Source organism: Micromonospora sp. NBS 11-29 (assembly GCF_002140155.1).
Lineage (GTDB): Bacteria > Actinomycetota > Actinomycetes > Mycobacteriales > Micromonosporaceae > Micromonospora.
In genome coordinates this window covers 337051-351624 of sequence record NZ_NAPR01000007.1, presented here as the reverse complement: position 1 = coordinate 351624, position 14574 = coordinate 337051, and the positions used below count along the sequence as shown (strand labels likewise).

Here is a 14574-nt window from a genome sequence, read left to right as displayed (position 1 = left end):
ACCGACGAGTCAGTGTCGGAGGACAACATGCAGGTTCGCCTCTCCCCAGGCGTGGAGCAACCCCGGACAGCCACCTCACCCGTCGCGGCGGCCGTGAAGCGCGGCCTCGACGTCACGATGACCCTGGCCGCCTTGCTGGTGGCGGCACCGATCATGGCCGCGGTGGCGGTCGCGGTGCTGCTCACCATGGGCCGCCCGGTGATCTTCCGGCAGCAGCGCATCGGCTGGCGCGGCCGGGAGTTCACCCTCCTGAAGTTCCGCTCCATGGCCGGCGGCAGCAACATCTTCGCCCCGAGCGGCGACCACGCGCGGCTGACCCCCCTGGGCCGTTGGCTGCGCGCCACCAGCCTGGACGAGTTGCCCAGCCTCTGGAATGTCGTCCGTGGCGACATGAGCCTGGTGGGACCACGGCCGCTCGTGACCGCCTATCGGGATCTCTACACCCCGGAGCAGTTCCGCCGGCACGACGTCCGACCCGGGCTCACCGGCCTGGCGCAGGTCAGCGGCCGCAACGCGCTCACCTGGGAACAGCGGTTCGGCTACGACGTGCGGTACGTGGACTCCTGGAGTCTCCTGCTCGACGCCCGCATTCTGGTCCGCACCGTGGTGGCCGTGCTTGCCCGCCGGGGCATCAGCGCGCCGGGCACCGTCACCGCGCACGAGTTCCGGGGCAGCGCCCCGGACCGGTCCCCGTCCCTGCCGACGCCGACCGGGAGCGGGGCGAGATGAGCGTCGACCTCGTCGTCGTCGGGTGCAGCGGCCATGGTCGGGAACTCGCCCGGATCGCGATGGCGGTCAACGACGCCTCGCCCCGGCCGCCCTGGCGGCTGATCGGTTTCGTCGACGACGACCCGTCGGAGCTCAATCGCAAACGGGCCGGCTCACTCGGTCTCCCCTACCTCGGGACGATGGCGGCGCTCGGTCGGTTGCCGGCGCAGACGCACGTCGCCCTCGGTATCGGCGAACCGCAGGTCCGGCGGCTGGTGGGGACGCGTCTCGACACGTACGGCCTGCCGGTGGCGAGCCTCGTGCACCCCGATGCCACAGTCTGCTCCGACCTGGTGTCGGCCGAGGGCCTGGTGGTGTTCGCCGGCGGACGGGTCAGCACCAACGTCACCGCCGGACGGCACCTGCACGTCAACCAGAACGCCACCCTCGCCCACGACTGTGTGGTCGGCGACTACGTCTCCCTGCATCCGCTCGCCGCCGTCTCGGGCTACTGCCGTCTCGACCCGGCTGCGCAGATCGGCGCGAGCGCCGTCGTGCTGCCGAGGCTGCGGGTCGGGGCCGACGCGACGGTGGGCGCGGGGGCCTGCGTGGTGCGCGACGTACCGTCGCAAGCCGTGGTCAAGGGAGTGCCCGCCCGCTGAGCCGTCGGGTGACTGACCGGCGCTGGGCGGGTCAGAGCACGAACGCGTCGGTCCAGAGCGCGCCGGAGCGCCCGGACAGCGCGTCCAGCATGGCCACCGCCTGCCCGTCGGTGAGCTGCGCGACGAAGTCGATGATCGCCCGCCCCCGGGCCCGTCCGACCCGGTCCGGGGTACGCGGGTGCAGCTCCGCCTCGGCCAGCTCGACCAGGTCGTGCAGCCGGCGGGGCAGCCGGGACTCCTCCTCCGGGTCCAGCAGCCACTCCCAGAGCGCCTCCACCAGCGTGTCCAGCAGCCGTGCCTGGCCGCGCTGGTGCAGGGCCAGGTCCGGGCGGGCCAGCACGAACCGGTGGTGGACGAACTTGAGCACCTGCACCTCGTGCCACTGCGCCTTGCCCAGCAGCACGTACCCGGAGCGGACGTCCGGCTCCGGGGTCACCGTGATGGCGTCCACGAAGCGGGTGGACCAGCGGGCGGAGAACCGGGCGACGTACTGTTCGGCCTCGATCGAGCCGTCGAACGGCAGCGCCAGCAGTCCCTCCACCAGTTCCTCGCGGACGTGCTCGACCGCGGCGGCGAACGCGTCGTCGTCGGCGATCCAGGCGTCCTTGCGGTGCAGTTGGCGGCGCAGCCGCTCGATCGCCGCACCGGGCCGGCGGCCGGCGCCCTCCAACGCCGGGGCGGTGATCGACCGCAGGTGCCCGCACTCGCGCTGCCAGGCCATCAGCTCGGCGGCCACCGCGCCCTGCTGGAGCACCCCGACCCGGTAGAAGTCCTCCACGTCGTGGATGGCGTACGCGATGTCGTCGGCGGTGTCCATCACCGACGCCTCCGGGGTCTGCTGCCAGTCCGGGATCCGCCCGGCGAACGGCTCCCGGGCCGCCCGCAGGTCGTTCAGCTCGGTCCGGTACGCGCCGAACTTCAGCGAGCCGCTCTCCGGGTCGTCCGGTGGTGGCGCGGCGCCGCGGGGCGCCGGGTCGAGGTGCCGCGGGTGCGGGTCCGGGTGGTCCAGCCGGGTCCACGGATACTTGAGCAACGCCGCCCGGACCGCGGCGGTCAGGTCCAACCCGGTTGTCGCCGCGCCGCGGATCTCGGTGCTGGTGACGATCCGGTACGACTGGGCGTTGCCCTCGAAGCCGTCGGACAGCCCGAGCCGTTGCCGGGCCAGCCGGTCCAGCACCCGCTCCCCCAGGTGGCCGAAGGGCGGGTGACCCAGGTCGTGGGCGAGCGCCGCGGCCTCGACCACGTCCGGGTCGCAGCCGCCCAGCTTCTCCAGCAGGTCCCGGTGGGCCGGGTCGGCGGTCAGCCGCTCGGCGATCGCGCGGGCCACCTGGGCCACCTTGAGGCTGTGGGTGAGCCGGTTGTGCACCAGCAGCCCCGACCCACCCGGGCTGATCACCTGGGTGACACCGTTCAGCCGGGTGAAGAACGGCGACGAGACGATCCGGTCCCGGTCGGCCCGGAACGGGCCGGCGGCCAGGTCGCCGAGCGCCCGGGCGCTGCCGCCGAAGAGTCGCCGGGCGCGCGGGTCCGCAGGTGCCTCCATGATCGCCACGCTAGCGCAGCCCGCCGCGCCCCGGTCAGGGTGCTCCTAGAGCCGTTCCACCACCGGCCCGGCGCACCGGTTACGGGCGTCGAAGACGTACCGCGCCCGGCGGGTGACCATGTCGTAGTCGAAGACGTCGTGGTCGGTCGCGACGACCACCGCGTCGGCGGCGTCGACCTCCTGCTCGGTCAACGGCACGACCAGCACCCCGGCCGGGATCTGGTGCGGCTCGGCGTACGGCTCGACCGCCCGGACGTCCGCGCCGAGGTCGCACAGCCGCCGCGCGACGTCGGCGGCGGGCGAGTCGCGCATGTCGCCGGTGTTCCTCTTGTACGCGAGGCCGAGCACCAGCAGCCGGGCGCCGCTGACGGCGCGGCCGGCGCGGTTGAGGCCGGCCATGATCCGCTGGGTGACGTGCTCGGGCATCTCGTGGTTGACGTCGTTGGCCAACTCGATGAACCGGAACTGCCGGCCCAGCCGCCGCTTCACCTGCCAGGACAGATAGCAGGGGTCGATCGGGAGGCAGTGGCCGCCGACACCCGGTCCGGGTCGGAACGGCATGAAGCCGAACGGCTTCGTCTCGGCGGCGTCGATCGCCTGCCAGACGTCGATGTCGAGGTGGTGGGAGAGCATCGCCAGCTCGTTGATCAGGCCGAGGTTGACCTGGCGGAACGTGTTCTCGATCAGCTTGGTCAGCTCCGCGACCCGGGTGGAGGCGACCGGCACCGTCCGCGCCACGATCCGCCGGTAGAACCCGTCCACCCGTTCCAGCGAGGCGGCGTCCACCCCGGAGACCACCTTGGGTGTGTTCTCCAGCCGCCAGGTCGGGTTGCCCGGGTCGATGCGCTCCGGGCTGTAGCCGAGGTGGAAGTCGCCCGGTGTGCGCAGCCCGCTGGCGTTCTCCAGCAACGGACGCAGCAGTTCCTCGGTGGTGCCTGGATACGTTGTGGACTCCAGCACCACCGCGCAGCCCGGCCGGACGTACGGGCCGACGCCGACGCCGGCCTGCTCCACGAAGCTCAGGTCGGGGGTGCCGTCGCGCAGCGGGGTCGGCACCGTGATCACGCAGACGTCGAAGCCCTCGGCGTCGGCGTACTCGGTGCTCGGGCGGTAGCGACCGCTGCCGAGTGCCCGGCCGAGGCGGTCCGCCGGAATGTCCTCGACGAAGGACTCGCCCGAGGCGAGCCGCTTGATCCGGTCGGCGTCCACGTCCAGGCCCACCACGTCGAAGCCGGCCTCGACGGCGCGCATGGCCAGTGGAAGACCGACGTACCCCTGGCCGATGACGACCACTTTCTCAGCGTTCACCCGGTTCTCCAGACAGGCGCAGAAATACCTGGTTGGAGGTTAGAGGGGCTTGTGTGGGCGTACGGGCGGTTTCATGATATCCGTCGGTCTTACCACCACCGGAGACGCGCCGGGCTGCCGCCGCCCGGGCCCGGACGGCAGAATGCACGGCGGAACTCACCCGAGAAGGCGGATGACAATCGTGACCCACTCTGTGCACCAGCGGATCGCCGAGGAACTCGGCGTCGCCGAACGTCAGGTGCGGGCGGCCGTCGACCTGCTCGACGGCGGCGCCACCGTGCCGTTCATCGCCCGCTACCGCAAGGAGGCCACCGGCCTGCTCGACGACGCGCAACTGCGCACGCTTGAGGAGCGGCTGCGCTACCTGCGCGAGCTGGACGAGCGCCGCGCCGCGGTGCTGGAGTCGATCCGGAGCCAGGGCAAGCTCGACGAGGCGCTGGAGGCGCAGATCCTCGCTGCCGACTCGAAGTCCCGGCTGGAGGACATCTACCTGCCCTACAAGCCCAAACGGCGGACCCGCGCGCAGATCGCCCGCGAGGCCGGGCTGGAGCCCCTGGCGGACACGCTCCTCGCCGACCCGACGCGGGAGCCCCGCGCCACCGCCGCCGACTTCGTCGACGCGGAGAAGGGCGTGGCCGACGCCGCCGCCGCGCTGGACGGGGCCCGGGCCATCCTGATCGAGCGCTTCGCCGAGGACGCCGACCTGATCGGCACGCTGCGCGAGCAGATGTGGTCGCGGGGCCGGCTGGTCTCCCGGGTACGCGAGGGCCAGGAGGCCGCCGGCGCGAAGTTCGCCGACTACTTCGACTTCGCCGAGCCGTACCCGAAGCTGCCGTCGCACCGCATCCTGGCCATGTTCCGGGGCGAGAAGGAGGGCGTGCTGGAGCTGACCATGGACCCGGAGGCCGAGGGGGACACCGACGCCGTCCCCGCTCCCAGCCGCTACGAGGCCGCCGTCGCCGGCCGCTTCGGCGTCAGCGACCAGGGGCGCCCCGCCGACCGGTGGCTGGCCGACACGGTGCGCTGGGCCTGGCGTACCCGGATCCTCATCCACCTCGGCGCGGACCTGCGGACGCGGCTGTGGCAGGCGGCCGAGGAGGAGGCCGTCCGGGTCTTCGCCACCAACCTGCGCGACCTGCTGCTCGCCGCGCCGGCCGGCGCGCGACCCACCATGGGGCTGGACCCGGGCCTACGCACCGGCGTCAAGGTGGCGGTGGTCGACGCCACCGGCAAGGTGGTCGCCACCGACACCATCTACCCGCACGAGCCGCGTCGGCAGTGGGACGCCTCGCTGCGCACGCTCGCCACGCTGGCCGCCGCGCACGGCGTCGAGCTGGTCGCGATCGGCAACGGCACCGCCAGCCGGGAGACCGACAAGCTGGCCGGGGATCTGATCAAGGCGCACCCGGAGCTGACGCTGACCAAGGTGGTGGTCTCCGAGGCCGGCGCGTCGGTCTACTCCGCGTCCGCGTACGCCTCGCAGGAGCTGCCCGGGCTCGACGTCTCGCTGCGTGGCGCGGTCTCCATCGCCCGCCGCCTCCAGGATCCCCTGGCCGAGCTGGTGAAGATCGACCCGCGCTCGATCGGCGTCGGGCAGTACCAGCACGACCTGTCCGAGATGAAGCTGTCGCGTTCCCTGGACGCGGTGGTGGAGGACTGCGTCAACGCGGTCGGGGTGGACGTCAACACCGCGTCCGCGCCGCTGCTCACCCGGGTTTCCGGGATCGGCGCCGGGCTGGCCGAGAACATCGTGCTGCACCGGGACGCCAACGGGCCGTTCCGCACCCGCTCCGAGCTGCGGAAGGTGGCCCGGCTCGGGCCGAAGGCGTTCGAGCAGTGCGCCGGCTTCCTGCGCATCCCCGGCGGCGACGACCCGCTCGACTCCTCCAGCGTGCACCCCGAGGCGTACCCGGTGGTGCGCCGCATCCTCGCCACCACCGGGCAGGACCTGCGCGCGCTGATCGGGCGCTCGACCATCCTGCGCGGCCTGCGGGCCACCGACTTCGTCGACGACACCTTCGGTCTGCCCACGGTCACCGACATCCTGGCCGAGCTGGAGAAGCCCGGCCGTGACCCGCGTCCGGAGTTCCGCACCGCGACCTTCGTCGAGGGCGTCGAGAAGATCGGCGACCTGACGCCGGGGATGGTGCTGGAGGGCGTGGTCACCAACGTGGCCGCGTTCGGCGCGTTCGTCGACGTGGGCGTGCACCAGGACGGGCTGGTGCACGTCTCGGCCATGTCGCACACGTTCGTCAAGGACCCGCGCGACGTGGTGAAGTCCGGCGACGTGGTCAAGGTGCGGGTGCTCGACGTGGACGTGCCGCGCAAACGGATCTCGCTGACGTTGCGNGCCCCCCGCCGGTGAAGGACGTCCCGGGGCGGGCGGTCATGGCGGCCGGCGTGCGCAGGGCGACCAGCGGACCGGCACGCCCGGCTCCGGCGCCGATCGGCGCGGCGGGCAGGGCGGCCGGGGCGGTAGCGGCGGAGGGCGTGGTGACCGGGGCTCCCGGGGCGGCCCGCAGCAACGGCAGGGTCGGAACGCCCCCGGGCCGGCCAACGACGCGATGGCCGAGGCGCTGCGCCGCGCCGGTCTGGCCTGACCGTCGCCGCGCCGGGTCCCGATCCGAGGACCCGGCGCGGCGACGCGCCCGACCGCTCGTCGGGAGCCGGCACGGCCGGGTCCGGCGGGTCGATCGGCCCGCGTACCGTCGGGGCATGGAGGACGATGGCCGCCTGGACTGGCGGGCGCAGCAGCAGGCGGCGGTGCGCGCCCACGCGGCGGCGGCGGAGGCCCGACTCGCCGCCGAACGCGCCGAGGCCGCCCAGCTTGTCACCGCCTTCACCGCGGAGGCGACCCGGCGCGGCCTACGCCCCGTCCGGTTGACCGCCACCGGGTACGACGGACGCGGTCGCTACCGGACCCCGCTCACCGGCTGGTACCTCGACCGGGCCCGTACCCGGGCGGTCGGCACCGACGGACGCTTCTACCTGCTGACCGTTCCGGCCGGGCTGCGGGCACGACTGTTCGGCGCGGAGCCGTCGCCGTCCCCGGCGCCGCTGGTGATCGGCGAGGGTGGACGGGACGGCGATTCGATCCCGCTACGCGCCCTGCTCGACCGACGACTCGCGGCAGGTGACACAGATAGTCCCGTTTGACGGTTCAAGGGCACTTTGTCTGCTATAAAGCCTTCAAGTGCCTCCACATCGCGACGGGAGACCCCATGAGCGGCCGGGTCCATCTGTCCCCACCCGACGTGGGACCACTCGAAGCGTCCTACCTCGTCGAGGCGCTCAACTTCGGCCATGTCGCGCCGGTGGGTCCCGACGTGAGCGCCTTCGAGCAGGAGATCGCGGAACGCGCCGGCACCCGCCACGCGCTCGCGGTCAGCTCCGGCACCGCGGCGTTGCACCTCGCGCTGCTCGCCCTGGGCGTCGGCCCCGGCCAGGTCGTCGTCGTGCCCACCATGACGTTCGTGGCCACCGCCAACGCCGTGGTCTACACCGGAGCCGAACCCGTCTTCGTCGACAGCGAGCCGAACACCGGCAACGTCGATCCGGCGGTCCTCGCCGACCTGCTCGACGCGCTGCGGGCCGAGGGCCGACACGTCGCCGCGGTCATGGCGGTCGACCTCTACGGCACCTGCGCCGACTACACCCGCCTGATCCAGATCTGCGACGCCGCCGGAGTGCCGCTGGTGGAGGACGCCGCCGAGTCCCTGGGCGCGTCGCACCGGGGACGTCCCGCCGGTTCCTTCGGCCGGGCCGGCATCCTCTCCTTCAACGGCAACAAGATGATCACCACCTTCGGCGGGGGGATGCTGCTCTCCGACGACGGAGATCTGGTGGATCGCTGTCGACACCTGGCGTTCCAGGCCAGGGAACCGGTCGCGCACTACGAGCATCGTGAGGTCGGCTACAACTACCGGTTGAGCAACCTGTCGGCGGCCCTGGGTCGGGCCCAGCTGGCCCGGCTGGGCNCGTACCCGGGGTGCGCCTGCTCGGTGACGGAGACGCGGCGGACAACTGCTGGTTGAGCTGCGTCGTGGTGGATCCCGAACGGGCGGGCTGGAGCGCGGCGGACCTCGGGACGGCGCTCTCTCGCGCCGACGTCGAAACACGTCCCCTGTTCAAGCCGATGCACCGCCAACCGGTCTTCGCCGGAGCCCGGGCGGCCCTCACCGGGGTGGCGGACCAACTCTTCGCCCAGGGCCTCGCGCTACCGAGCGGTTCGGCCATGGACGACGCCCAGGAGGCACTCGTGTTCCGGACGGTCGAACGGTTCCTGGAACGGCGGTGAGCATCCCGGAGACGGCGCACCGCTCGGGGACGCCGTCTGCCTCGCCTCCGCGCGTCCGATGCCAAATGGCGGTCCACCTCGTTACCCCTTGAGGAAGACCGAAACGAGGGCACGACGTCGGCGAGCGGCGTCGACGCGGAGGGGACTGCCTGGTGAGCTTTTCCTATCGGCAGCCGGGGCGGGCGGACCTCACCCGGCGTGCTACGGATGACGTGCGGCGATGAGCGGGCAGATCTGGCTCTCCCCTCCGGACGTCGGGCCGCTGGAAGAGTCGTACCTGCTGGCGGCGTTGCGGTCGGGATGGGTGGCGCCGCTCGGCCCGGAGGTCGACGCGTTCGAGCGGGAGGTCGCGCGACACGTCGGCGTGTCGCACGCGGTCGCCCTCTCGTCGGGCACCGCCGGCCTGCATCTCGCCCTGCTGGCCCTGGGCGTCGGACCGGGGCAGTTGGTCGTCGTACCGTCGTTGACGTTCGTGGCCACCGCCAACGCCGTGGTCTACACGGGCGCCGAGCCGGTCTTCGTGGATTGCGACCCGGCCACCGGCAACCTCGATCCGGTTCTGCTGCGGCAACTCCTGGCGGATCTGCACCGGGAGGGCCGGACGGCGGCCGCGGTCGTGCCGGTGGACCTCTTCGGCTCGTGCGCCGACTACGGCCGGATCCTGCCCGTCTGCGGCGAGTACGGGGTGCCGGTGGTGGAGGACGCCGCCGAGGCGCTCGGTGCGAACCGATCCGGCCGGGCCGCGGGTTCCTTCGGTCGGGCCGGCGTCTTCTCCTTCAACGGCAACAAGATCATAACCACCTCCGGCGGAGGCATGCTCGTCTCCGACGACGCGGACCTCGTCGCCCGCTGCCGCTACCTCGCCACCCAGGCTCGCCGACCGGTCGCGCACTACGAGCACACCGAGGTCGGCTACAACTATCGACTGAGCAACCTGCTGGCCGCGATCGGGCGCGCCCAGCTGCATCGGCTGGACACCATGATCGAGCGCCGGCGGCGGCTGCGCGAGCACTACGCGAAGCTGTTTGCCGCTCAACCCGGGGTCCGCCTCCTCGCCGAGGACGACCACGAGGCCAACTACTGGCTGACCACCCTGGTCGTCGACCGAAAATCCGCAGGTTGGCACGCGGGGGCGCTCGCCGACCATCTGGCCGCCCTGCAGATCGAGACCCGGCCGCTCTGGAAGCCGATGCATCGACAACCGGCGTACGCGGGTGCCAGAGCGCTACTCACCGGCGCGGCCGACCGGATCTTCGCGGACGGTCTCGCGCTGCCCAGCGGCTCCGCGATGAACGAGAGCCAGATCGGCAAGGTCCTGGACGGGATCGAGACCTTCCTCGGCGCGCGATGAGCGAGGTCATCATCGGTCCAGGCGGCGTCGACCTGGAGATCTGGGACGCGCGCCGCGAGGCGGACGCGACGCGATGGGCGGGGGTGCACGCCGCCTGGCCGGCACGCGAGGTCTTCGCGCATCCGGCGTACGTGCGGCTGTTCGCCGGGCCGCGGGACGAGCCATTGGCCGCCTACGCCCGGACCGAACAGGGTTTCGTTCTCTACCCCTTCGTGCTGCGCCCCGTCGACACTCCCCACCTGCGCGACACGCTGGTATGCCGGGACATCATCAGCCCCTACGGCTACGGCGGAGCTTTCCAGCACGCCGTGAGCGACGTCGAGGCCAAGGCTTTCTGGCACGCGTTCGACGGCTTCTGCGCGACACGTCGAGTGGTGTCCGAGTTCAGCCGACTCTCCCTGTTTCCCGACCAACGACTGGCTCCGCCCGGGCCGACCGAGCAGAAGCTCATGAACGTGGTCTGTGACCTCCGCGCCACCGAGGACGAGATGTGGCGCGAGTTCGACCACAAGGTCCGGAAGAACGTCAACAAGGCCCGGCGTAGCGGCGTGACCATCGAGGTGGACCTCTCGGGGGTCGGGCTCGACGACTTCCTGCGCATCTACGAGGGCACCATGGACCGCCGCCGGGCGACCGCCGGCTTCTACTTCCCTCGGAGCTTCTTCCAGACGATCATCGACGAGTTGCCCGGACAGTTCGTCTTCTTCCACGCCCGGCACGACGGCCGCGTCGTCTCGACCGAGCTGGTCCTGGTCTCCGGGTCGCACCTCTATTCGTTCCTCGGCGGCACGGAGCAACACGCGTTCGGACTGCGCCCCAACGACCTGCTGAAGTTCGAGATCATGCGCTGGGGCCGGGCACAGGGCCGGACGCGCTTCGTGCTCGGCGGCGGCTATCAGGACGGCGACGGGATCTTCCGGTACAAGCGAGCGTTCGCCCCCGACGGCCTGCTCCCCTTCTCGGTCTGTGGGCGGGTCCTCGACCGGGTCACCTACGCGCGACTGAATTCGGCGCATTGTCGGGAGGCCCGACGCCGGGACCCGAGTTGGGCACCGAGCGACGAGTTCTTTCCGGAGTACCGGCAACCGCTGCCTGCCGACCCTGAGGATGATTAAGCCATTTCGCTCCATTAATGGCGATAAGCGGAGATACTGAATTCACCCTCCGGCTGGCTGTGCAGTCAGCTCGGCCCGCCGGCACCGTGCCGGTCGACCCAACGTCCCGAAGGAGATCCGCGATGCGGGTCGTGGTGACCAGCGAAACCAGGTTCGTCCGGAGTCCGGACGGCGCCGTCTGGACCAAGGACGGCCCCGCCGCCCGCTTCTTCGCCCGCTACCTGGCGGTCTTCGACCAGGTACGGGTGGTCGCGCGGGTGGCCGAAGTCGCGTCCCGGCCCCCGCACGCCGGCCGGGTCGACGGCGACGGCATCGAGGTGTGGCCGGTCCCCCACTACCAGGGCCCGGGGCAGTACCTGCTGCGGCGGCAGGCGGTGAAGCGCAGCGTGGAGGCGGCCGCCGACGACCGGGACTCGGTGATCCTGCGAGTGCCCTCGATCATCGGCGCGCCACTGGCCTCCCTACGCGGCCGACGAGGCCGGCCCTACGCCCTCGAGGTGGTCGGCGATCCGCACGACGTCTTCGCACCAGGCGTCGTCCGTCATCCGCTCCGCCCACTCCTTCGGGCCCGGGAGACAGAACGGCTACGGAGGTTGTGCCGACAGGCGACAGCGGTCGCATACGTCACCGAGAGCCATCTCCAGCGCCGGTATCCCGTCGGGCCGGACGGCTACAGCACCTCCTACTCGAGCATCGACCTCCCGACATCGGCCTTCACCGACGGGCCCCGCCGGACGTGGACGGCGAACGGACCCTTCACCCTCGTCTCACTCGGCTCCCTCGAACAGCTCTACAAGGGAGTCGACACCCTGCTGCACGCTGTCGCCCGCCTCCGCGGCACGCTGCCGGTGCGCCTGGTGCACGTCGGTGACGGCCGGTTCCGGCCTTACCTGGTGGAGCTGGCCGGTCGTCTGGGTGTGACGGACCTGGTCACCTTCGCCGGCTCGGTGCCCCCCGGGGACGCGGTGCGGCGGCAGCTTGATCGGGCCGACCTGTTCGTCATGCCGTCGCGCACGGAAGGGCTGCCCAAGGCGCTGATCGAGGCGATGGCCCGCGGCCTGCCGGCGATCGGGACCACCGTCGGCGGCATCCCGGAGCTGCTCTCCGCCGAAGACCTGATTCCGGCCGACGACCCGGCCGTACTGGCCAGAGCGATCCACGCCATGCTCACCGACCCCGATCGGATGGCCCGGGCCGCGGCGCGCAACCACGCGCGAGCCTCGGCGTACGCCGAGGACGTGCTGCGGGAGCGCCGGACGGGGTTCTACCGCTCGGTACGGGACTCGAGCCGAACCCGTCACGCGCGCTGACGATCGGTAATCCGTCACTCTTACCACTTATGACCGTTTACCTCAACGAACCGCCGCTTACCCCAGCTTGACACCCGAGGGTCGGCGGCCCGGCAACGAGGAGTACACACCGATGCCGAAGGNCCCCACCCCGGACGACCGCTCCGCGTCGTCCACTTCCTTGGCTGCCTCGATCGAGGTGGCATCGAGACAGCCTCGCTGGATCTCTGCCGGTTCATCCCTCCGTCCGAGGTTCATCAGACCTTCGTCACGACCGGGGGCTGGCTGGGTGCCCTGGCCGACGACTATCGGGCAGCGGGCGCCGTCGTCACGCAATGCCCGGCCGCGCCCCGGTACTCGTTCCTGTTCCGAATCTGGCGCCTGCTGCGCCACCTGCGGCCCGACGCGGTCGTCGGGCACATCAAGCTCACCAGCGCGCCGATCCTGCTCATGGCGCGACTTTGCGGCGTACCGGTGCGGGTGGCCCGGATGTGGAGCGAGAGCGACGGTGACCCCGACACGCCGGTCCGCATGGCGAAACGGGCGGTGTACCGCTGGTTGTTGCCGCGGGCCGCCACCGATGTCCTGGGGGTGACCGCCGCGACGCTCGACTTCACCGGCCGCCGCGACCGCGACCCACGCTTCCGCGTGCTCTACAACGGCTTCGCCGCCGACCGCATCGTCGGTGGCGACCGACACGCCGCGCGGCAGCGGTGGCAGTTGCCCCTCGACGCGCCGATCCTCGGCTACCTCGGCCGGTGCTCCCCGGTGAAGAACCGGCCCTTCCTGGTGGACGTGCACCGTGCCGCGCAGGTCCGGCAGCCCGACGTACGGCTGCTGATAGCTGGCGCACGCGGCACCGACGACATCACCCAGGTGCATCCCGACGTCATCCACGACCCACGGGTGGTCCTCGCCGGTGACGTCGAGGAGATCGGCCCCGTACTGGCCGCCGCCGACGTCCTGTTGTTGCCGTCGCTGATGGAGGGGCTTCCGGGGGTGGTCCTGGAAGCCCTCGCCTGCGGGCTTCCGGTGGTTGCCAACGACCTGCCGTGTATGCGGGAACTCGCCACCCTGGTGCCCGGCCTGACTCTGGTGCCCCTCTCGGCGGGGGCCGATCGCTGGGCCGAGGCAGCGCTTGAACAGGCCGCCCTGGACGGCGCCGAGCGCGAGAGGTTGCGGCAGTTCATGCAGTCGTCGCCGTTCACCCTGGACCATGTGTCCCGGGAATGGCGCCGCATCTGGGCCCCACCCGCACAACCGACCCCACCTCGGTCGCTGGAGCAATCCCGAGCGCGTCGATGAACACGCCGACAGTCACCCTCCGCACTGCCGACCACGGCGAACAGGGCCGGACGAGCGAGGGGCAGAAGCGGATCTGGGAATTGCTCGTGGCCGGCGGGATCACGGCCGCGCTCTCGATCATTCTGGTCCTCTGCGTTCCCTCGCTGCGCCACTGGTTCATGGCGCCGGCCACGCTCTGCGGCACCGTCATCGGGGCCGAGGCGGTCCGCTGGTTCCGGCGCGACACCGACGTCCTCGAACCGCGGGCCTGCGCGGGTCTGTTCGGGTTCCAGTTCTTCTACGTGGCACCCGTGCTCACGATCGCCTACCAGAACTGGTCACCGGAATACTACGAGGCTCCCGACTGGCCCGATGCGATCGCGGCGCTGTCGGTCCTGAATCTCATCGGGCTCTGCGTGTACCGCCTGGTGATCGAGGCACCACATCGACCCGCTCGACGACGCCACCCGGTCCGGATCCTCAGCCGGCCCACGTTCTACCTGCTCGGGGTGCCGGCCGCAGCGGTGAGCGTCGCTCTCTTCTTCGGCTACCAGGTCCGTTCGTTCGGTGGCTTCTCCGCGTTCGTGGCCGCCATGACGGACCGGACGGACCGACCGGACCTCAGCGGGCTGGGACCGGTCGTCCTGATCAGCCAGGCGTTCCCCATGCTGATCTTCACCCTCGTCCTGGTCCGGTGGCGGGACGCATTGGCCCGAAGCCCTGTCCGGCTGGCCCTGCTCCTGCTCGGTGTCACGGTGGCCCAGTTCTTCGTGGCCGGCCTCGGCGGCAGCCGGAGCAGCACGCTGTGGCCGCTGGTGCTGGGGCTGGTGATGGTCCACCTCGCGGTGCGGCGCCTGAGCCGGCGCGCGCTGCTCGTGCCCGCGGTGCTCGTGCTCCTCTTCCTCTACGTGTCCGCGTTCTTCAAGGACGGCGGCGTCGACAGCATCAAGGAGATCAGACAGAGCGGATNGATCTGGGTCGCGCCGACGTTCAAGCCCTCATCCTGCATCGCCTCCT

11 protein-coding genes and 1 pseudogene are annotated in these 14574 nt (G+C 71.6%); 10 read left to right on the top strand and 2 right to left on the bottom strand.

Going from position 1 to position 14574, the window contains the following annotated elements; translation table 11 throughout:
* Positions 1-51 precede the first annotated feature (51 nt).
* On the top strand, positions 52-729 hold the full coding sequence (locus tag B1205_RS11805; RefSeq protein WP_254909872.1) for a sugar transferase: 678 nt from the start codon (positions 52-54) through the stop codon (positions 727-729).
* On the top strand, positions 726-1370 hold the full coding sequence (locus tag B1205_RS11800; RefSeq protein ID WP_089155640.1) for an acetyltransferase: 645 nt from the start codon (positions 726-728) through the stop codon (positions 1368-1370). The genes B1205_RS11805 and B1205_RS11800 overlap by 4 nt, the downstream gene beginning before the upstream one ends.
* A gap of 31 nt (positions 1371-1401) precedes the next feature.
* On the opposite strand, the gene B1205_RS11795 is transcribed toward B1205_RS11800, so the two are convergent.
* Positions 1402-2913, bottom strand: a complete 1512-nt coding sequence (locus tag B1205_RS11795) for a deoxyguanosinetriphosphate triphosphohydrolase family protein (RefSeq protein ID WP_089155849.1) — start codon at positions 2911-2913, stop codon at positions 1402-1404.
* A 45-nt stretch (positions 2914-2958) separates the two neighbouring features.
* Positions 2959-4221: a nucleotide sugar dehydrogenase gene (locus tag B1205_RS11790; protein ID WP_089155639.1), complete on the bottom strand. Its 1263-nt coding sequence runs from the start codon at positions 4219-4221 to the stop codon at positions 2959-2961.
* A gap of 142 nt (positions 4222-4363) precedes the next feature.
* Between B1205_RS11790 and B1205_RS11785 the strand changes: the two are divergent.
* The 8 genes and pseudogenes from B1205_RS11785 (at position 4364) to B1205_RS32895 (ending at position 13578) form a co-directional block, all read left to right on the top strand.
* Positions 4364-6821, top strand: a pseudogene (locus tag B1205_RS11785) (Tex family protein).
* Between the two features lie 115 nt (positions 6822-6936).
* Complete coding sequence (locus tag B1205_RS11780; RefSeq protein ID WP_089155638.1) at positions 6937-7377, top strand: hypothetical protein; 441 nt, start codon at positions 6937-6939, stop codon at positions 7375-7377.
* A gap of 65 nt (positions 7378-7442) precedes the next feature.
* Entirely contained in the window at positions 7443-8255 is an 813-nt protein-coding gene (locus tag B1205_RS11775; protein ID WP_254909871.1) for an aminotransferase class I/II-fold pyridoxal phosphate-dependent enzyme, read from the top strand.
* Positions 8210-8518: a DegT/DnrJ/EryC1/StrS family aminotransferase gene (locus tag B1205_RS31310; RefSeq protein WP_369597280.1), complete on the top strand. Its 309-nt coding sequence runs from the start codon at positions 8210-8212 to the stop codon at positions 8516-8518. The genes B1205_RS11775 and B1205_RS31310 overlap by 46 nt, the downstream gene beginning before the upstream one ends.
* A 220-nt stretch (positions 8519-8738) precedes the next feature.
* Positions 8739-9869, top strand: coding sequence for a DegT/DnrJ/EryC1/StrS family aminotransferase (locus B1205_RS11770; protein ID WP_089155637.1), 1131 nt, complete (start codon positions 8739-8741; stop codon positions 9867-9869).
* Positions 9866-10984: a GNAT family N-acetyltransferase gene (locus B1205_RS11765; protein ID WP_089155636.1), complete on the top strand. Its 1119-nt coding sequence runs from the start codon at positions 9866-9868 to the stop codon at positions 10982-10984. The genes B1205_RS11770 and B1205_RS11765 overlap by 4 nt, the downstream gene beginning before the upstream one ends.
* 122 nt (positions 10985-11106) lie before the next feature.
* Positions 11107-12294 carry a glycosyltransferase gene (locus tag B1205_RS11760; RefSeq protein ID WP_089155635.1) on the top strand — a complete coding sequence of 396 codons (1188 nt, stop codon included), beginning with the start codon at positions 11107-11109 and terminating at the stop codon, positions 12292-12294.
* A 183-nt stretch (positions 12295-12477) separates the two neighbouring features.
* Entirely contained in the window at positions 12478-13578 is a 1101-nt protein-coding gene (locus B1205_RS32895; protein WP_369597282.1) for a glycosyltransferase, read from the top strand.
* The last annotated feature ends 996 nt before the right edge of the window (positions 13579-14574 follow it).

Bases quoted from the DNA above. Each gene is read 5' to 3' on its own strand.
- B1205_RS11800 (WP_089155640.1), top strand. From the start codon at position 726: ATGAGCGTCGACCTCGTCGTCGTCGGGTGCAGCGGCCATGGTCGGGAA.
- B1205_RS11795 (WP_089155849.1), bottom strand. From the start codon at position 2,913: ATGGAGGCACCTGCGGACCCGCGCGCCCGGCGACTCTTCGGCGGCAGC.
- B1205_RS11780 (WP_089155638.1), top strand. From the start codon at position 6,937: ATGGAGGACGATGGCCGCCTGGACTGGCGGGCGCAGCAGCAGGCGGCG.
- B1205_RS11770 (WP_089155637.1), top strand. From the start codon at position 8,739: ATGAGCGGGCAGATCTGGCTCTCCCCTCCGGACGTCGGGCCGCTGGAA.
- B1205_RS11765 (WP_089155636.1), top strand. From the start codon at position 9,866: ATGAGCGAGGTCATCATCGGTCCAGGCGGCGTCGACCTGGAGATCTGG.
- B1205_RS11760 (WP_089155635.1), top strand. From the start codon at position 11,107: ATGCGGGTCGTGGTGACCAGCGAAACCAGGTTCGTCCGGAGTCCGGAC.